The 17,389-nt window shown below is 68.4% G+C and carries 16 protein-coding genes and 1 pseudogene; 4 read left to right on the top strand and 13 right to left on the bottom strand.

The annotated features are described in order from the left end of the window. Positions 1-615, top strand: a pseudogene (locus Q0W90_RS02935) (hypothetical protein); the annotation flags it as partial. On the opposite strand, the gene trmD reads toward Q0W90_RS02935, so the two are convergent. From trmD to Q0W90_RS02905, 6 genes are all read right to left on the bottom strand, one after another. Beyond that, on the bottom strand, positions 612-1,337 hold the full coding sequence (gene trmD / locus Q0W90_RS02930; RefSeq protein WP_297598066.1) for a tRNA (guanosine(37)-N1)-methyltransferase TrmD: 726 nt from the start codon (positions 1,335-1,337) through the stop codon (positions 612-614). The pseudogene Q0W90_RS02935 and the gene trmD sit on opposite strands and share 4 nt — an antisense overlap. A gap of 12 nt (positions 1,338-1,349) precedes the next feature. Beyond that, positions 1,350-1,886 (bottom strand): ribosome maturation factor RimM, encoded by a 537-nt coding sequence (rimM, locus tag Q0W90_RS02925; RefSeq protein ID WP_297700848.1) that lies wholly within the window; start codon positions 1,884-1,886, stop codon positions 1,350-1,352. A 21-nt stretch (positions 1,887-1,907) separates the two neighbouring features. After that, on the bottom strand, positions 1,908-2,150 hold the full coding sequence (locus Q0W90_RS02920; RefSeq protein ID WP_003878715.1) for an RNA-binding protein: 243 nt from the start codon (positions 2,148-2,150) through the stop codon (positions 1,908-1,910). Positions 2,151-2,158: 8 nt separating this feature from the next. After that, a complete protein-coding gene (gene rpsP, locus Q0W90_RS02915) occupies positions 2,159-2,698 on the bottom strand; it encodes a 30S ribosomal protein S16 (RefSeq protein WP_297773074.1) in 540 nt (179 codons plus the stop codon). 164 nt (positions 2,699-2,862) lie between these two features. Then, positions 2,863-3,282, bottom strand: a complete 420-nt coding sequence (locus tag Q0W90_RS02910) for a nuclear transport factor 2 family protein (RefSeq protein WP_297598260.1) — start codon at positions 3,280-3,282, stop codon at positions 2,863-2,865. Between the two features lie 76 nt (positions 3,283-3,358). Continuing rightward, positions 3,359-3,835 carry a carboxymuconolactone decarboxylase family protein gene (locus tag Q0W90_RS02905; protein WP_297598229.1) on the bottom strand — a complete coding sequence of 159 codons (477 nt, stop codon included), beginning with the start codon at positions 3,833-3,835 and terminating at the stop codon, positions 3,359-3,361. A gap of 129 nt (positions 3,836-3,964) precedes the next feature. Here Q0W90_RS02905 and Q0W90_RS02900 point away from each other — a divergent pair, with 129 nt between their 5' ends. Then, positions 3,965-4,840, top strand: coding sequence for a D-alanyl-D-alanine carboxypeptidase family protein (locus Q0W90_RS02900; protein WP_297598231.1), 876 nt, complete (start codon positions 3,965-3,967; stop codon positions 4,838-4,840). A gap of 36 nt (positions 4,841-4,876) precedes the next feature. Here the strand turns inward: Q0W90_RS02900 and Q0W90_RS02895 are convergent, their stop codons facing one another. The 4 genes from Q0W90_RS02895 to ffh all read right to left on the bottom strand — a co-directional run bounded on the left by Q0W90_RS02895 (position 4,877) and on the right by ffh (position 10,209). Further along, the gene (locus Q0W90_RS02895; RefSeq protein ID WP_297598233.1) at positions 4,877-5,506 is read right to left on the bottom strand and encodes a TetR/AcrR family transcriptional regulator; all 630 of its coding nucleotides are present in this window, start codon (positions 5,504-5,506) and stop codon (positions 4,877-4,879) included. Between the two features lies 1 nt (position 5,507). Then, positions 5,508-7,337: an amidohydrolase family protein gene (locus tag Q0W90_RS02890; RefSeq protein WP_297700846.1), complete on the bottom strand. Its 1,830-nt coding sequence runs from the start codon at positions 7,335-7,337 to the stop codon at positions 5,508-5,510. Between the two features lie 105 nt (positions 7,338-7,442). Continuing rightward, positions 7,443-8,519: an amidohydrolase family protein gene (locus tag Q0W90_RS02885; RefSeq protein WP_297773081.1), complete on the bottom strand. Its 1,077-nt coding sequence runs from the start codon at positions 8,517-8,519 to the stop codon at positions 7,443-7,445. A 127-nt stretch (positions 8,520-8,646) separates the two neighbouring features. Then, complete coding sequence (ffh, locus tag Q0W90_RS02880) at positions 8,647-10,209, bottom strand: signal recognition particle protein (protein ID WP_297773070.1); 1,563 nt, start codon at positions 10,207-10,209, stop codon at positions 8,647-8,649. 156 nt (positions 10,210-10,365) lie between these two features. Between ffh and Q0W90_RS02875 the strand changes: the two genes are divergently transcribed. Continuing rightward, positions 10,366-11,157: an alpha/beta fold hydrolase gene (locus tag Q0W90_RS02875; RefSeq protein ID WP_297598239.1), complete on the top strand. Its 792-nt coding sequence runs from the start codon at positions 10,366-10,368 to the stop codon at positions 11,155-11,157. A 102-nt stretch (positions 11,158-11,259) separates the two neighbouring features. Then, a complete protein-coding gene (locus Q0W90_RS02870) occupies positions 11,260-13,017 on the top strand; it encodes a DEAD/DEAH box helicase (RefSeq protein ID WP_297773068.1) in 1,758 nt (585 codons plus the stop codon). A 9-nt stretch (positions 13,018-13,026) separates the two neighbouring features. On the opposite strand, the gene Q0W90_RS02865 is transcribed toward Q0W90_RS02870, so the two are convergent. The 3 genes from Q0W90_RS02865 to Q0W90_RS02855 are packed head-to-tail and all read right to left on the bottom strand — an operon-like array spanning position 13,027 to position 17,345. Beyond that, on the bottom strand, positions 13,027-15,486 hold the full coding sequence (locus tag Q0W90_RS02865) for a [protein-PII] uridylyltransferase (RefSeq protein ID WP_297773066.1): 2,460 nt from the start codon (positions 15,484-15,486) through the stop codon (positions 13,027-13,029). 45 nt (positions 15,487-15,531) lie between these two features. Beyond that, on the bottom strand, positions 15,532-15,870 hold the full coding sequence (glnB, locus tag Q0W90_RS02860) for a nitrogen regulatory protein P-II (RefSeq protein ID WP_003878721.1): 339 nt from the start codon (positions 15,868-15,870) through the stop codon (positions 15,532-15,534). Next, on the bottom strand, positions 15,867-17,345 hold the full coding sequence (locus tag Q0W90_RS02855; RefSeq protein ID WP_297598253.1) for an ammonium transporter: 1,479 nt from the start codon (positions 17,343-17,345) through the stop codon (positions 15,867-15,869). Before Q0W90_RS02855 ends, glnB begins: the two co-directional genes overlap by 4 nt. Positions 17,346-17,389: the final 44 nt, after the last annotated feature.

Genomic DNA, 17,389 nt, shown 5'->3' with positions numbered 1-17,389 from the left:
TCGGTGGCCAAGCTGTTCATCGCCGACGATCTGCTGCTGCACGAGGCCGCGGGGAAGACCTCCCTGAGCGCCGACGACCGCCAGGCGCTCGACATCATGCTGCAGTCCTCCGACGACGGCGCGGCCGAGAGGTTCTGGGGCCAGGGCGGTGGGGCCGCCATCGTCTCCGAGGTGGCGGCCCGCTACGGGCTGGCGTCCACCACCCCGCCCAGCGACGGGCGCTGGTGGAACACGATGAGCTCGGTGACCGATCTGATCCGCTATTACGAGATGCTGCTGGACGGGTCGGGGGGCCTGCCCGCCGACGAGGCCAAGATCATCGTGAGCGACCTGGCCCAGTCCACCCCGAACGGACTCGACGGGTACCCGCAGCGGTTCGGCATTCCCGACGGCCTGTACGCGGAACCGGTCGCGGTCAAACAGGGCTGGATGTGCTGCATCGGCAGCGACTGGATGCATCTGTCGACGGGCGTCATCGGGGCCGATCGCCGCTACATCATGGTGGTGCAGTCTTTGCAGCCCTCCGACGACGCCACCGCGCGGGACACCATCACCCGGGCGGTCAAGACGATATTTCCCGAGGGGCGCATCGACACGCCGGCGCGCGGCCTCTAGCGGATCGCATCGTCGCCGGGCTCACGCCAATGGCCGGGATCAAGCAGCTCCGGGCGGCGTTCGCGAGTGCGCCGCAGCGAGATCTCCCGGCGCCATGCGGCGATTCGCGCATGGTCACCGGAGAGCAACACCTCGGGGACTTCTAACCCGCGCCAGCTCGGGGGCCGGGTATAACTGGGGCCCTCCAGGCGGCGGTGCAGCGCCGGCGAGTGCGAATCATCATCGCGCGAGGCAGGATTGCCGAGGACTCCGTCGAGTAACCGCAGCACGGCCTCGATCATCACCACGGCGGCCGACTCCCCGCCCGGCAAAACATAGTCGCCGATCGAGACCTCTTCGACCCGCATCCGCCGCCCGGCATCCTCAATGACCCGCTGGTCGATGCCCTCGTAGCGGCCGCACGCGAACGCCAGGTGCTTCTCGGCGCTCCAGCGCGCGGCGGTGGCCTGCGTGAACAGGGCACCCGCCGGCGTGGGAACAACCAAAAGTGTTTCACCGGAACAGATTTCATCGAGCGCATCGCCCCACACCGGCGCCTTCATCACCATCCCCGGACCGCCGCCGTAGGGGGCATCGTCGACCGAGCGGTGCACGTCGTGCGTCCAGTTCCGCAGGTCGTGTACGACCAGCTCGACCAGACCGGACTGAATCGCCTTGCCCGGCAAGGATTGCCGCAGCGGGTCCAGGTAGGCCGGAAAGATCGTGACGACGTCGATTCTCATTTCCAAGGCCCCCTACAGATCCAGCAGGCCTTCGGGCGGATCGATCTCGACGATGCCGTCGTCCAACGACACCGAGGTGACGATCGCGGTCACGAACGGCACCAACAGTTCCCGCCCTTCGTCGCCGGCCGCACCTGTCTCGCACCGCACCGCCAGAAGCTCACCGGCCGCGGTGTGCAGCACCTCGGCGACGACGCCGACCTGTTCGCCGCCGGTGGTGCGGACGCGCAGGCCTTCGAGCTGATGGTCGTAGTAGGTGTCCGGCTCGTCGATGTCGGGCAGGTCACCGGAATCGACGACGAACACGCTGCCGCGCAGCGCGTCGGCGGCATCGCGATCCGCGACGCCCGCCAGCCGCACCAGCAGCCGTCCGCCGTGCTCGCGCGCGCTCTCGATGACACAGCTGCGCTCCCCGCCACCACGAGACAGCTTGGCGCGCAACGTGTTACCCGGCGAGAACCGGGCGGCCGGATCGTCGGTGCGGATTTCGACCACCAGTTCGCCGCTGATGCCGTGGGCTTTCACCACGCGCCCGACGGTCAACTCCAAAAGAGCTCCATGAGCAGCGGCCTACTGGTCGGTGTCCACCACGTCGACGCGGATGCCGCGACCGCCGATACCGGCGACCAGCGTGCGCAAGGCGGTCGCCGTGCGACCCCCGCGGCCGATCACCTTGCCCAAATCGTCGGGGTGGACGTGGACCTCGACCGTGCGACCCCGGCGGCTGGTCACCATGTCCACCCGAACGTCGTCGGGGTTGTCGACAATCCCGCGTACCAGGTGCTCAACAGCGTCAACGACAACGGTGCTCATCGCCGCGGTCAGCTTTCGGTCGTGGACTCGGCCTGCCCGGCGCCCTCGGCGGGCGTCTCGGCCGGTTTGGTCTCAGCAGCGGCCTCAGCGGGGGCCTCGGGGGCGGTCTCAGCAGCGGCCTCCGGGGCGGCCTCGGCGGCCTTCGCGGTCTTCTTGGCCCCTGACGCCTTCTTCTTCGGCTTCGCGGCCTCGGTGGTCGGTCCGCCCTCCGCCTCGGCCAGCGCGGCGTTGAACAGCTCCAGCTTGCTGGGCTTGGCCGGCTTGACCTTCAACCGGCCCTCGGCGCCGGGCATACCCTTGAACTTCTGCCAGTCGCCGGTGATCTTCAGCAGCTTGAGGACGGGCTCGGTGGGCTGCGCGCCCACGGACAGCCAGTACTGGGCGCGCTCGGAGTTGATCTCGATGAGGCTCGGGTCTTCCTTCGGGTGATACCGGCCGATGACCTCGATGGAGCGGCCGTCGCGCCGGGTCCGTGCGTCGGCGACGGCGATGCGGTACTGGGGATTGCGGATCTTGCCAAGCCGGGTGAGCTTGATCTTCACAGCCATGGTTAAGCGACTTCTCCTGTGTGTGTCACGCTGCAATTCAGCGATCGGGGCGGGATGCCCGGATCCGGTTTTGCCTCGCGTGTGTCTGACCACCAGTCGATGCGTAATCGATCGGCGGACAGCCGCCCATTGTGCCAGACCAGGAGCGGTGAGCTGAAATTCGCTCACATCACTTTCTGGAAGACCTTGGTCTCGACCCGCCGCGTCATCCGCCAGCCGTCGGCGGTGCGCACGAACTCGTCGTCGTACCAGAGCCCGCAGAACAGCACCTGGTCCTTGTCGCCGCCGAGCACCATCGGGTTGAAGCAGATCACCCGTGACGACGCCGCGTCCCCGTCGACGCGGACCGAGAAGTTGCCCAGCATGTGCGCATACACCGGGAAGTTGGGCAGCACCTCGGACAACCACTTCTTCACCTCCGGGTAGTGGCCCTCGATGCCGCCGAGCGCGGTGTAGTCGATGTAGGCGTCGGGGGTGAACACCTCGTCCAGGTCATCGAATCGGCGGTTGTCGATGGCGGTGGAGTAATCCACCAGAAGCTGCTGGATCTCGAGGCGGTCGGAGATTTCGGCCAGGCTCAACATGCATCGATTCAACACCGGCGTGGCGGTCGGCACCGCGGCGCCTCGCCCGGGTGCGCCGATGCGTAGTATCGCCTCGTCAATCCCCCTGTGTTTCAGCGTGTTTCGCGCTGACCGCCGCCGGCGGGGTGCGGAAGCTGATCGCCAACCGGTTGTAGGTGTTCATCAGCCCGATCGCGATCGTCAGGTCGACCAGTTCCTTGTCGTCGAAGTGCTGCGATACCGATGCGTACGCGCTGTCGGGTGCGCCGGTGGCAGATATCCGGGTGACGGTTTCCGCCCAGGCCAGGGCCGCTTGCTCGCGCCTGTCGAACAGCTCACCCGCTTCGCGCCAGACCGGAACCAAAGCGATCTTTTCGGTCGAGACCCCCAATTCGCGCAATTCCCGCGAGTGCATGTCGATGCAGTAGGCACACCCGTTGATCAGCGACACCCGCAGGTACACGCTGACCAGCAGGGCCGGCGGCAGACCCGACTGGGTCACGTACAGATGAACACCGCCGAGCGCTCTCACGCCCCGCGGAGCCACCTGGGCGTAGTCGATGCGCTCACTCATAGTCGTCTCCAGTCATCGGCGAACAGGCCCTTGACTCAACACCGATCGAACCGCACTTTATGCCGGCGAGGCGAGCCCGCGTTGTGGCGGAATAGGCGCCACGCAGGCCCGAAGTTAAACTTTGCGCCCATGCGCAAGCTCACGGCCGCAGCCGCGGCGCTGCTCGTCGTCGGTGCGTGCGGGGCAACCGTCCCCGCGTCCCGGGCCGACAGCAGCCAGCCGGTCGGCTCGATCCCCATTCCCGACGGCCCGGCGCAGACCTGGATCATCGCCGACCTGGACAGCGGTCAGGTGCTGGCCGGCCGCGACCAGAACGTGGCCCACCCACCGGCGAGCACCATCAAGACGCTGCTGGCTCAGGTGGTCCTGGATTCGGTGAGCCTGGACTCCACCGTGGTCGCCGACGTCGCCGACACCCAGGTCGAATGCAACTGCGTCGGCATCAAACCGGGCCGCACCTATACCGCGCGCCAACTTCTCGACGGCCTGCTGCTGGTCTCGGGCAACGACGCCGCCAACACGTTGGCCCACATGCTGGGCGGCCCGGACGTCGCGGTCGCCAAGATGAACGCCAAGGCGGCCTCCCTCGGCGCCACCAACACCCACGCGGCGACGCCGTCGGGTCTGGACGGGCCGGGCGGGTCGGGGTCATCGACGGCGCACGACCTGGCCGTCATCTTCCGCGCGGCGATGGCCAATCCGGTGTTCGCGCAGATCACCGCCGAGCCCTCGGCCATGTTCCCCGGCGATAACGGCGATCACCCGATCACCAACCAGGACGAACTGCTGCAGCGCTACCCCGGCGCGATCGGCGGCAAGACCGGGTTCACCAACGCCGCCCGCAAGACCTTCGTCGGGGCCGCCGCGCGCGGTGGGCGCCGACTGGTGATCGCCATGATGTACGGGCTGATCAAAGAGGGCGGACCGTCGTACTGGGATCAGGCGGCGACGTTGTTCGACTGGGGATTCGCGCAAAGCCCGCAGTCCGGCATCGGGTCGCTTTAGCACCGCGCGCAGACCCAGAATCGCATTGGGTCGCGATCATTCGTGCGATTCCGCGTCTGCTCGCGCCAAGTCCGCGTCCGGCAGCGCCGCGGTCAGCAGCGCCATCAACACCGGAATCCGCTGGGCCGCGATCTCCGGTTGGGGCAGCACCCCTTCCACCACGGCGGCCCCGTCGAACACGTTCCTCGTCAAGGTCACCAGGGCCGGGAAGATTTCCTGCGGGACGTCCTCGGCACCGGGCAGTGTCCGGAAGGCGTCGAGGATCTTCGCCTCGTACTGCGCGAGTTCGCGTTGCATGGTGTCTCTGAGCTTCTCGTCGGTGCGCGCGGCGATCACCAGTTCGTAGAACACCGCGTTGGTCGGGCCGCTGGTGATGTCCCGCAATATCGCCAGCGCCGTTTCCAGCGCCGGGCGGTCGGCGGGTATTTCGGCGACCAGCTTGGTACCCGTTTCCAACTGTCGACGCAACACCTCGGACGCCGTGGCCGCCATGAAATCGCCCATGGTGTCGAAGTGCCGAAACAGCGCCCCGACCGATACCCCGGCCCGCTTGGTGATCACCGCCGCCGACGCTCGGGCGTAGCCGATCTCCATGATGGTGGCGATGCACGCGTCGAGCAGCCGCCCGACGGTTTCCTCGCGGCGCTGTTGCTGGGTTCTGGCCATGTCAGGCGGTGACGCTCACAGGCCCCCTGCGGGCGCGCTCGCCCGCCCGCAGGTAGCGGCCCGACTTCACCGTTTTGCCGTAACCGTCGCGGAAGTGGCCTCCGCCGAACACGACCGCGCCGCCCACTCCGGTGGCGACGACGGCGCCATCGTTGCGGTTGACCATCCGGCGCAGGCCGCCGTAGAACGGCACCTCCTCTTCGTGGTAGCCGTCGACCGATTCGTCGAGACCGGCCGGGTCGATCACCACGAAGTCCGCGCGGTCGCCGCGGCGCAGCGTGCCGGCGTCGATGCCGAACCACTCCGCCAGTTCACCGGTGAGCCGGTGCACCGCCTGCTGGGTCGACAGGAACGGCACGCCCGCCCGGTGCGCGTCCTGGACGCGCTTGAGCATGCGCAGCGGAAAGTTGTAGAAGGCCATGTTGCGCAGGTGCGCACCGGCGTCGGAGAAGCCCATGTGGATGCTGGGGTCGGCGGCGAGCTTGTTGAGCTCCTTGGGCCGATGGTTGGCCACGATGGTGGTCCACCGCACGTTGCGCTCGCCGTTCTCGACCAGCACGTCGAGGAACGCGTCGAGCGGGTGCAGGCCCCGCTCGTCGGCGATCGCGCCAAAGCTCTTGCCGATCAACGACTTATCCGGGCATTCGACGATGACCGCGTCGTGGAAGTCGCGGTGCCACAACGACGGGCCCAGCTTGATGCGGTCGAATTCGCGGCGGAATTGCCGGCGGTAGGCCTCGTCGGCCAGAAGTTCGTTGCGCTGCAACTGATCGCGCAGATGCAGCGCCGCGGTGCCCGCGCCGAACTCCTCGAACACCGGCAGATCGATTCCGTCGGAATACAATTCGAAGGGCACCGGCAGGTGCTGGAACCGCACACTGGACCGCAGCAGCTTGTTGAGCACCCGGGTGCCGAACCCGAATGTGTGCACGGCGAGCGGCATCGACTTGGCATCGGCCGACACCAGCATGCTCATCCGGACTCCCTTGCCGCGACCGAAGATTCGGCTGCTGGTCAAAAAGAACATCAGCGACAGTATCGGGTTTTCCAGATTCGGTGCGCTCTGCAGGATTCGGCCGCGCTTGCGCAGGACTTTGATCAGCTTGCGCCGTTCCCGCCATGTCGCGAAGGTGGACGGCAGGGCGCGGGACCGGAAACGTTCGCCGTCGAGCTTGTCGATGGCCGCGTCCATCCCGGACATGCCGAGCACCCCGGCGTCGAGGGCCTCGTCGAGCAGCGCCGCCATCTTGTTCAGCTCGTCGCCGGTGGGCCTGACCGTGGTGTCGGTGGCCCGCTCCAGTCCGAGCACCGAGGTGCGCAGGTCCGAATGACCAAGCAGCGAGCCGACATTGGGACCGAGCGGCAGGGCGTCGATCGCCTTGACGTATTCCGACGCCGTCGACCAGGTCCTGGCCGAACTCAGCGCACCGAAGACGTATTCGCGCGGCACCGCTTCCACCCGGCTGAACAGATCGGCGGCGTCCTCGGAATCGGCGTAGACCGTCGACAGCGAGCAGTTGCCCAGCAGCACCGTGGTGACGCCGTGGCGCACCGACTCGCGCAGCCCGGGATCCAGCAGCACCTCGGCGTCGTAGTGGGTGTGCACGTCGACGAAGCCGGGCACGACCCACTTGCCGGCCGCGTCGATCACCTCGGGGCACCCGGTCTCGTCCAGTGACTCGGCCGATACGGCCACCACGACACCGTCGCGGATGCCAAGCGTGCGAATGAGCGGTGCGGCGCCGGTGCCGTCGAACCACAATCCGTCGCGAATGATCACGTCGTAGGCCATGCCGTCCTCCAAGTCGTGGGGTTGCCGGAACGCTAACATAGATAGCAATCACTCGCAATCTTTTCGGTAAAGCCGTGAAAACACCCAAACCTGCTGGTTAGTCTGCGTCACCCGGCGCCGTGAACGATGGCGACGCGGCGCTCGCTACGCCGGGGAACGGAAAATTTTCCCGCGCAGCATGATCAGATCGGGGTTGTTCAGCACGGCGGGCCCGGACCGGGGATCGCGGGAGAAGCACAACAGGTCCGCCGAGGCGCCGTGGTCGAGCCCGGGCCGCTGAAGCCAGCGGCGCGCGTCCCAGCACGCCGCCCCCAGCGCCTGCGTCGGGCTCATCCCGATGCCCTTGAGCGCTTCGACCTCGTCGGCGATGCGGCCTGGCCCCACCATGGTGCCGGCGTCACTTCCGGCGTAGATCGGCACGCCCGCTTCCCGGGCCGCCGCGATCCGCGACAGGCCCCGCGCATGCAGGTCGCGCATGTGGGCGGCGTAGACCGGGTACTTCGCGGCGGCCTCGGCGATGCCGGGGAAATTCTCGACGAGGTTGACCAGCGTGGGGACCAACGCCGTTCCGCGCTCGACCATCAGCTCGATGGTGTCGTCGGTAAGCCCGGTGCCGTGCTCGATGCAGTCGATGCCGGCGTTGATCAGGCCGGGCAGCGCGTCCTCGCTGAAGACGTGCGCGGTGACCCGCGCCCCGTGCGCATGGGCCGTTTCGATCGCGGCCTTGAGCACGTCGTCGGACCACAGCGGCGCGAGGTCACCGACGCCGCGATCGATCCAGTCGCCGACGAGCTTGATCCAGCCGTCGCCGCGGCGCGCCTCCTCGGCCACCGCCTCCGGCAGCTGCCACTCGTCTTCCAGCTCGCGCGAGAAGCCCGCCGCGTAACGCTTGGGTCTGGCCAGATGCTTTCCGGCGCGGATGATGCGGGGCAGATCGTCGCGGTCGTCGAGGCTGCGCGTATCGGTGGGCGAGCCGCAGTCCCGCAACAGCAACGCCCCGACATCGCGTTCGATCTCGGCCTGGGCGATCGCCTCGTCGAGCGGGATCTCGCCGTGATGGCCGAGGCCGACGTGGCAGTGGGCGTCGACCAGCCCGGGCACGATCCAGCCGCCGTCAAAGACGGTGTCAGCGCCGGCGACCGATTCGGTGCTGATGCGGCCGTCGACGATCCATAGGTCGATCTCGGTCTCGTCGGGCAGCCCCACACCCCGCACGTGCATGCGCACGGCGGCTAGTTTCGTCCGGTCCAATGGTGACGACCCGCTTCGCCCGGCTCCGCCGCGCTCGCGATCGTCACGGTCCAATGGTGACGACCCGCTTCGCCCGGCTCCGCCGCGCTCGCGATCGTCACGGCTTGCCCGGGAACTTCAGCTTGGACAGGTCGAAGTCGGCCAGCCCGGGCGGCAGCTCGTCGAGACCCTCGGGCATCTGCGACAGATCGGGGAACCCCGCCGGCATCCCCGGCATGGCACCGAGCGGGTTCCTGCCCTTGGGCGGCGTCGGACCCCGTCCGCCCTTCTTAGCTTTCTTTCCCGCCTTGCCCTTGCTTGCTTTGGACTTTCGCGTCGCCGACTTGCGACCCATCCCGGGGATGCCCATGCCGCCGAGCATCGATGACATCATCTTGCGGGCCTCGAAGAAGCGATCGACCAGCTGGTTGACCTCGGACACCGTGACGCCCGAACCGTTGGCGATGCGCAGCCGCCGCGACGCGTTGATGAGCTTGGGGTCCGCCCGCTCCGCGGGGGTCATGCCGCGGATGATGGCCTGCAGGCGGTCGAGCTGTTTGTCGTCGACCTGGGCCAGCGCGTCCTTCATCTGCCCGGCTCCGGGCAGCATGCCCAGCAGGTTGCCGATCGGCCCCATCTTGCGGATGGCGAGCATCTGTTCCAGGAAGTCCTCGAGTGTGAGCTCGCCGGTGCCGATCTTGAGCGCGGCGGCCTCGGCCTGTTCGGCGTCGAAGACCTGCTCGGCTTGCTCGATCAGGCTCAGCACATCACCCATGCCCAGGATGCGGCTGGACATCCGGTCCGGGTGGAAGACGTCGAAGTCCTCCAGTTTCTCGCCGGTGGAGGCGAAAAGGATTGGGACACCGGTCACCTCGCGGACCGACAGCGCCGCGCCCCCGCGGGCGTCGCCGTCGAGCTTGGTCAGCACCACACCGGTGAAGCCCACACCCTCGCGGAACGCCTCCGCGGTGGTGACGGCATCCTGGCCGATCATCGCGTCCAGGACGAACAAGACCTCGTCGGGGTTGATGGCGTCGCGGATGGCCGCGGCCTGGGCCATCAGCTGGTCGTCGATGCCCAGCCGGCCGGCCGTGTCGACGATGACGACGTCGAAATGCTTGGCCTGCGCCTCGGCGAGTCCCGCGGCCGCGACCGCGACCGGGTCGCCGGGCCCGGATTCGGGGGACGCGCCGGGGTGCGGCGCGAACACCGGCACGCCGGCGCGTTCACCGACGACCTGCAGCTGGTTCACCGCGGCCGGACGCTGCAGGTCGCAGGCCACCAGCAGCGGCGTGTGCCCCTGCCCGCGCAGCCAGGCGGCCAGCTTGCCGGCCAGCGACGTCTTACCCGAACCCTGCAGACCGGCGAGCATCACCACGGTCGGCGGCGTCTTGGCGAACGCGAGCTGACGGGTCTGTCCGCCCAGGATGCCGATGAGTTCTTCGTTGACGATCTTGACGACCTGCTGCGCCGGATTGAGGGCGCCGGACACCTCGGCGCCCTTGGCGCGGTCTTTGATCCGGGTGACGAAGGCGCGCACCACGGGCAGCGACACGTCGGCTTCCAGCAGCGCCAGCCGGATTTCGCGGGTGGTGGCCTCGATATCAGCGTCGGTCAGTCGACCCTTGCCGCGTAGCCCCTGAAGGGCACCGGTCAATCGGTCGGACAGCGATTCAAACACCCCGCCAGCCTAGTGGCACCGTACTTCGGCGCGGTCCACGCCGCCGGGCGCAGCTTGTCGCGTGGACGCCGAATGTGCGGCCTGCCGCCCGTTCGGCCGCCGACGCGCGTCGTCGTGGCTTATGTTTCGGCGAGGGGATAGCGAAGGGATGACCTGATGCTCGAGCTGATCGACAAAGGGTCCTGCACTGCCGAGCATCCGGTGCCCCTGCTCTTCGTCCACGGCGGGTGGCACGGCGCGTGGTGCTGGCAACATTTCCTGGACTTCTTCGCCGACGCCGGGTACCGCGCGGTCGCGGTGAGCCTGCGCGGGCACGGCGCCAGTCCCACGCCCAAGCCGTTGCCGAAGGTCTCCATCGCCGACTACATCGAGGACCTCCGTTCGGTGGCCGACGACCTGGGCGGTCCGATCCTGATCGGCCATTCCCTGGGCGGCTTCGTGATCCAGCGCTACCTCGAAGACCGAACGGCCCCGGCCGCGGTGCTGGTGGGCTCCGTGCCGCCGCAGGGCGTGCTCACCCTGGCGTTGCGGGTGTGGCGCCGCCGGCCGTCGATGACGATGGAATCGTGGAGCGATCCCACGCTGCTGAAATTCCTCGCCACCCCGGCGCTGGCCCGCGAGTACCTGTTCTGCGCCGACACGCCCGAGGACGTCGTCGAAGCCTGCCGGCAACGCGCCGGGGCCGAGAGCGTGCGCGCCGCCATGACCGATCCGATCATCCGCCGAGTCAGAACCAAGCGGGTGACGACGCCGATATTGGTCCTGGGCGCCGAGTACGACGGTTTCGTCAGCGTCCGCGAGGTGCGTAACACCGCGCGGGCCTACCGAACCGAGCCGGAATTCTTTTCCATGGGCCACAACATGATGCTCGAACCGGGCTGGGCCGACGTCGCCGAACGCATCCGCGAATGGATGCAACCCCATGAGGCGGTGACGCGAACACGATAGCGGCCCGAGTCGCTACAACACCGAAAAGCGTTGGCGTGCTAGATTTCACAGCCGCCACTCAATCGAGCTGGCCGTGTCGAACAGCAACGATTGGGGGGGCGTGTGTCGATGCCGGCCAGCAGCATCCAGGCGCGCACCGACACCGACCACAGCGACGACAGCCGCAGCGGGGCGCTGCGCGGCTGGCAGCGCAGGGCGCTGGTGCGCTACCTCGCCGCCCAGCCGCGCGACTTCCTGGCGGTGGCCACCCCCGGATCCGGCAAGACGACGTTCGCGCTGCGGGTGGCGGCCGAACTGCTCGGGCAGCGCACCGTCGAGCAGGTCACCGTCGTGGTGCCCACCGAGCACCTCAAGGTGCAGTGGGCGCAGGCCGCGGCGCGGCACGGACTCGCCCTGGACCCGAGGTTCTCCAACAGCAACCCGCGGATCGCGCCGGAGTATCACGGCGTCATGGTCACCTACGCTCAGGTCGCGGCGCATCCGACGCTGCACCGGGTGCGCACCGAGCAGCGCAGGACGCTGGTCATCTTCGATGAGATCCATCACGGCGGTGACGCCAAGACCTGGGGCGATGCCATCCGCGAGGCCTTCGGCGACGCCACCCGCCGGCTCGCGTTGACGGGCACGCCCTTTCGCAGCGACGACAGCCCCATCCCGTTCGTGACCTACGAGGCCGGTGCCGACGGGGTGCGGCGCTCGCAGGCCGATCACACCTACGGCTATACCGAAGCCCTCGCCGACGGTGTGGTCCGGCCGGTGGTCTTCCTCGCCTACTCCGGGGAGGCGCGCTGGCGGGACAGCGCCGGCGAAGAGCACGCCGCGCGGTTGGGCGAACCGCTGTCCGCCGAGCAGACCGCGCGGGCGTGGCGCACCGCGCTGGATCCCGCCGGCGAATGGATGCCCGCGGTGATCGCGGCGGCCGACCAGCGGCTGCGTCAGCTGCGCATGCACATCCCCGACGCCGGCGGCATGATCATCGCGTCGGACCAGACCGCGGCCCGCGCCTACGCCACCCTGCTGACCAAGATCACCTCGGAGACGCCGACGCTGGTGCTCTCCGATGACCCCGGTTCGTCCGCGCGCATCAGCGAATTCGCCGCGAGCACCGGCCGGTGGCTGGTCGCGGTGCGCATGGTCTCCGAAGGCGTCGACGTGCCGCGGCTGTCGGTCGGGATCTACGCCACCAGCGCGTCGACGCCGCTGTTCTTCGCGCAGGCCATCGGCCGGTTCGTGCGGTCGCGCCGCCAGGGCGAAATCGCCAGCATCTTCGTGCCGTCGGTGCCGAACCTGCTGCAGCTGGCCAGCGAGCTGGAGGCCCAGCGCAATCACGTGCTCGGCGAACCGCACCGGGTATCCGAGGGCGATCCGCTCGACGGCGATCCCGCCACCAAGACGCAGGATGAGAAGAGCGATCTCGACAAGGGGTTCACCTCGCTGGGCGCCGACGCGGAACTCGATCAGCTCATCTTCGACGGGTCGTCGTTCGGCACCGCCGCTCCGGCCGGCAGCGACGAGGAGGCCGATTACCTCGGCATCCCCGGGCTGCTCGACGCCGAGCAGATGCGCGCCCTGCTGCACCAGCGTCAGGAAGAGCAGCTGCAGAAGCGGGCCCACCTGCCCAGGGAAGCCGGGCCGACCGGCGAGGCCCCGTCGGCGACGGTGCACGGGCAGCTTCGGGAGCTGCGCCGCGAGCTGAACACCCTGGTCTCGATCGTCCATCACCGGACCGGCAAGCCACACGGCTGGATTCACAGCGAACTGCGGCGCCGTTGCGGCGGCCCGCCGATCGCCGCGGCGAGCCGCGAGCAGCTGCGGGCGCGCATCGACGCCGTGCGGCAGCTCACCGCCGAGCAGTCGTGAGCATTCGGCTCAGTCGCCGACGGGTTCCTCGAGCACTTCGACCGCCGGACCACCCAGCGCGGCGAGCAGGCTCTGCTCGACCGCGTCTCGCGCGCGGTGCCCGGCGTCGGCGGCCGTCACGCAGAAGACGTCGGCCGCCGTCGACCCGAACGTGTTGACCTTCGCCCAGACGATGTCGGTTCCCGCGCGCTCGAGCGCCTGGGTCAGCAGGGCGAGCAGCCCCAGGCGGTCCATGGCGCGGACTTCGACGATCAACTGATCGACGCTGGCCGTATCGACCCACAGAATTCGGGGCGGGGCGGTCGAACGCGTCACGGGCACCCCGACCTGAACCTCGCCGGCCCGTGTCGCCCCCACGCCGGTGTCGCTGTCGCGCTTCTCCAGCGTCCCCAACACGTCGACATCACCGGCCAGCGCGCCGGTGAACTGCTGGCGCAGGAGACCCGCCTCCGGCGGTGAACCGAACAGCGGCGACACCACGAATTCGACGATCGCGAAACCCGCGTCGGTGCTGGCCGACGCCGAATGGATGCGCAGCGAGTTCAGCGCCAGCACAGCGGCGGCCTTGGAGACGAGTCCCCGCTGATCCGGCGCGGCCATCACGACGTCCAGCCGCTCGCCGCCGCTGGGCTTGATTTCCACGTGGACAGCGCGATCGGCAGCAAGCGAAAGGTATTGGGGCGCGGCAGGTTCGGCTTTCGGGAGCGGCTCCCCCGCCATCACCAGCCGGCAGCGCCAGACCAGCTCCTCGATCAGGGACGCCTTCCATTCGCTCCACACCCCAGGGCCGGTGGCCTTGGAATCGGCTTCGGTCAGCGCATGCAGCACTTCGAGCAGAAGCGGGTCTCCACCGAGCGTTTTCGTCACGCGCTCAATGGTTTTGGGATCGTTCAGATCGCTTCGGGTCGCCACCACCGGCAGCAGCAGGTGGTGGCGGACCAGCTGCGCCAGCAGCTCCGCGTCGGTGGGCGAGATCCCCAGCCGAGGCCCGATATCCAGGGCCAGCCCCGCACCGAGCACGCTGTGATCGACGCCGCGGCCCTTGCCGATGTCGTGCAGCAGCGCGCCGAGCGCGAGCAGGTCGGGCCGTGCCACGCGGGTGGCCAGCGGCGCGGCGTTGACGGCCGTCTCGATGACGTGGCGGTCCACCGTCCATTTGTGCGCGACGTCGCGCGGCGGCAGGTCGCGGATCGCATCCCATTCGGGTAGCAATCGACCCCACAGCCCGGTGCGGTCGAGCGCTTCGATGGTGGCTACCGTCGTCGGCCCCGCGGACAGCACAACCAGTAAGTCGTCCAACGCCTCCCGCGGCCAGGGAACCGGCATTTCGGGCGCGGCGGCGGTCAGGCGGCTCAGCGTGGCGGCGCCGATCGGCAACCCGGTGTCGGCCGAGGCGGCGGCCACCCGCAGCACCAAGCCCACGTCGGTGTCGGGACGCGCGTCGCGGGCGAGCACGATCTCTCCCGCATACTCGACGACACCCTCGTCCAGGGGGCGGCGCTTGGGCCGGCGCACCAACGCCGACACCCCGCGGCGCGGTAGCGCGTTCTCGGCGGTGCGCAGCCCCGTCTCGGCGTGGTAGGCGATGGTGCGCCCGGCGTCAGACAGCTTGCGGGCCAAGTCGAATCGGTCGCCGATGTGCAAGGCGGCGCTGAGTTCGTCGCCGTACTGCGCCAGCAACTGATCGCGTCCGTGCCCGGACACCCGGTGCAGCTCGGTGCGCACGTCGAGCAGCGTCAGGTGGGCATCGTCCAACGAGCCCCCCGGCGATTCCGGGCGGGCCATACCGTGGCGATCGATGAGCTGGGCCACGCCCAGCGCGTCCAGCAATTGCACATCGCGAAGGGCGCCGCGGCCCGATTTCAGGTCCGGCTCGGCGCGCTGCGCGATCCGTCCGCAGCGCTGCCAGCGGGCCTGGGTCATCTCGACGAGCTCGTCCATCCGGGAGCGAATTGCGCTGCGCCACTGTCGTCTGGCACCGGAGATCAATTCCTCTGACAGCCGCGCGTCGCCGGCGATGTGGCGCGCGTCCAGCATGCCCAGGGCCGCGATCATGTCGGCGTTGGCGACACCCAGGGCCCCGGAGACGGTCCGCACGCTGTGGTCGAGCCGGACGTTGGCGTCCCACAGCGGATACCACAGCCTGTCGGCAACCTTGCCCAACACGTCGTCGGACTTGTTGTCGTGCAACAGCATCAGATCCAGATCCGAATACGGCAACAGCTCATGGCGGCCAAGCCCGCCGATGCCGACGATCGCGAAGCCGCTGTCGTCGTCGATCTCGATCTCGGCCGCCTTGGCCATCAGCCACGATTCGTGCAGATCCAGCCAGGCATGGCGCAGTTCGGCGGCGTGCAGCTTGCTGCCCTCGGCCAGCAGTTGGCGACGCGAGACGGCCAAATCGACTGCCCCGCCGGCGCTTCCTGTCCCCGCTACGTGCCCGGACGGATCGGAGCCGTTCGGGGTCATGCCCGCGCGGCCCGCCCGGGTCGAATCAGCGATTGACGAAAAGTGTCACAGCGCATCGGTTCCGCGCTCGCCGGTGCGCACGCGCACAATGGTTTCCACGGGACTGACCCACACTTTGCCGTCACCGATCTTGCCGGTGCGCGCCGCCCGGACGATGCTGTCCACGACCTTGTCGACGATGGAGTCGTCGACGACGACCTCGATCCGCACCTTGGGCACGAAGTCGACGGAGTATTCGGCGCCGCGGTAGACCTCGGTGTGACCCTTCTGCCGTCCGTAGCCCTGGATTTCGCTGACCGTCATCCCCAGGACACCCGCGTCCTCGAGGCTGGTCTTCACGTCATCGAGCGTGAACGGCTTAACGATCGCGGTGATCAGCTTCATGACTGCTCTGCCTCCACTTTGTCGCCCACTCGCTCCTCCTTCACGCCGTTGCGGGTATCCGCCACAGCGACCCGGGGCGGAAGAACCGAGCCGGTAGCCACGGCGAAATCGTAACCACTCTCGGCGTGCTCGGCCTCGTCGATACCCGCGGCTTCGGCCTCTGGGTTGAGACGAAGCCCGATGGTGTACTTCAGGATCAAAGCCAGGATCAGCGTAACCACCCCAGAGTAGATGAGAACGCTGAACGCGCCGATCGCCTGCCGCTCGAGCTGGGCCCAGCCGCCACCGTAGAACAAACCCTTGGACACCCCGGTGACGCCGTTGATGGCCGGGCTCTCCGGCGCGGCGAGCAGGCCCACCAGTAGCGTGCCGGCCAGACCACCGACCAGGTGCACCCCGACCACGTCGAGCGAGTCGTCGAAGCCGAACTTGAATTTCAGGCCGACCGCCAGCGCGCACACCACCCCGGCGACCAGACCCACGGCAAGCGCACCCAGGACGTTGACCGACGAGCAGGACGGTGTGATGGCGACCAGGCCCGCGACGATGCCGGACGCCGCTCCCAGCGTCGTCGCCTTGCCGTCGCGGATGCGTTCGGTGAGCATCCAGCCGAGCATCGCGGTGGCCGTCGCGACCGTGGTGGTCATGAAGGTCGTCCCGGCGACGCCGTTGGAGCTGGTGGCCGATCCGGCGTTGAACCCGTACCACCCGAACCACAGCAATCCGGCGCCGAGCATCACGAACGGCAAATTGTGCGGCCGGAACAGCGTGGTGGGCCAGCCGCGCCGCTTCCCCAGCACGATCGCCAGCATCAGGCCCGCCACACCGGAATTGATATGGACCGCGGTCCCGCCGGCGAAGTCGATCGCGTGCAGCTTGTTGGCGATCCAGCCGCCGTGCTCGGAGGCGAAGCCGTCGAACGCGAAAACCCAGTGGGCGACCGGGAAATAGACGAACGTCGCCCACAGGCCGGCGAACACCAGCCAGGCGCCGAAGCGCAGCCGGTCGGACACCGCGCCCGAGATCAGGGCGACGGTGATGATCGCGAACATCAGCTGGAATGCCACGAACACGGTCGCGGGCAGGGTGCCGGCGAGCGGAATGTCCGTTGCCGCAGTCCCTTTGCTCGGATCGGCGGCTGCTGCGTTGACGCCGATGAGGCCCTTCAGACCCCAAAACGAGGTTGGCTTTCCGACGACGCCGCTACCGGCGTCGTCGCCGAAGGCGAGCGAATAGCCGTAGAGCACCCACAGCACGGTGACCACGCCCATCGCGCTGATGCTCATCATGAGCATGTTCAGCACGCTTCTGGCGCGCACCATACCGCCGTAGAAAAACGCCAGACCCGGCGTCATCAACAGCACCAGCGCGGAACTGGCCAGCATCCAGGCGGTATCGCCGGTGTTGGGCTGGCCCAGTATCGGGTATGTCACTCGCAATCTCCTCCGGTCGGGCCGCAACGGGATGTCGGACATGCGTCCGATGACCTGATCCAGAAGATTGCGCAATGGTTGTTTCG

The organism is Mycobacterium sp., assembly GCF_025933915.1.
GTDB lineage: Bacteria > Actinomycetota > Actinomycetes > Mycobacteriales > Mycobacteriaceae > Mycobacterium.
Note: the sequence above shows the minus strand (reverse complement) of the source record. Positions and strands in the feature narration are given on the sequence as shown.

Coding starts and splice junctions, on each gene's coding strand:
- glnB (WP_003878721.1), bottom strand. CDS start 15,870: ATGAAGCTGATCACCGCGATCGTTAAGCCGTTCACGCTCGATGACGTG.
- Q0W90_RS02875 (WP_297598239.1), top strand. CDS start 10,366: ATGCTCGAGCTGATCGACAAAGGGTCCTGCACTGCCGAGCATCCGGTG.
- Q0W90_RS02890 (WP_297700846.1), bottom strand. CDS start 7,337: ATGTTAGCGTTCCGGCAACCCCACGACTTGGAGGACGGCATGGCCTAC.
- Q0W90_RS02855 (WP_297598253.1), bottom strand. CDS start 17,345: ATGTCCGACATCCCGTTGCGGCCCGACCGGAGGAGATTGCGAGTGACA.
- Q0W90_RS02885 (WP_297773081.1), bottom strand. CDS start 8,519: ATGCACGTGCGGGGTGTGGGGCTGCCCGACGAGACCGAGATCGACCTA.
- trmD (WP_297598066.1), bottom strand. CDS start 1,337: ATGAGAATCGACGTCGTCACGATCTTTCCGGCCTACCTGGACCCGCTG.
- Q0W90_RS02865 (WP_297773066.1), bottom strand. CDS start 15,486: ATGACCCCGAACGGCTCCGATCCGTCCGGGCACGTAGCGGGGACAGGA.
- Q0W90_RS02895 (WP_297598233.1), bottom strand. CDS start 5,506: ATGGCCAGAACCCAGCAACAGCGCCGCGAGGAAACCGTCGGGCGGCTG.
- Q0W90_RS02910 (WP_297598260.1), bottom strand. CDS start 3,282: ATGTTGAGCCTGGCCGAAATCTCCGACCGCCTCGAGATCCAGCAGCTT.
- Q0W90_RS02900 (WP_297598231.1), top strand. CDS start 3,965: ATGCGCAAGCTCACGGCCGCAGCCGCGGCGCTGCTCGTCGTCGGTGCG.
- Q0W90_RS02905 (WP_297598229.1), bottom strand. CDS start 3,835: ATGAGTGAGCGCATCGACTACGCCCAGGTGGCTCCGCGGGGCGTGAGA.
- rpsP (WP_297773074.1), bottom strand. CDS start 2,698: ATGGCTGTGAAGATCAAGCTCACCCGGCTTGGCAAGATCCGCAATCCC.
- Q0W90_RS02920 (WP_003878715.1), bottom strand. CDS start 2,150: ATGAGCACCGTTGTCGTTGACGCTGTTGAGCACCTGGTACGCGGGATT.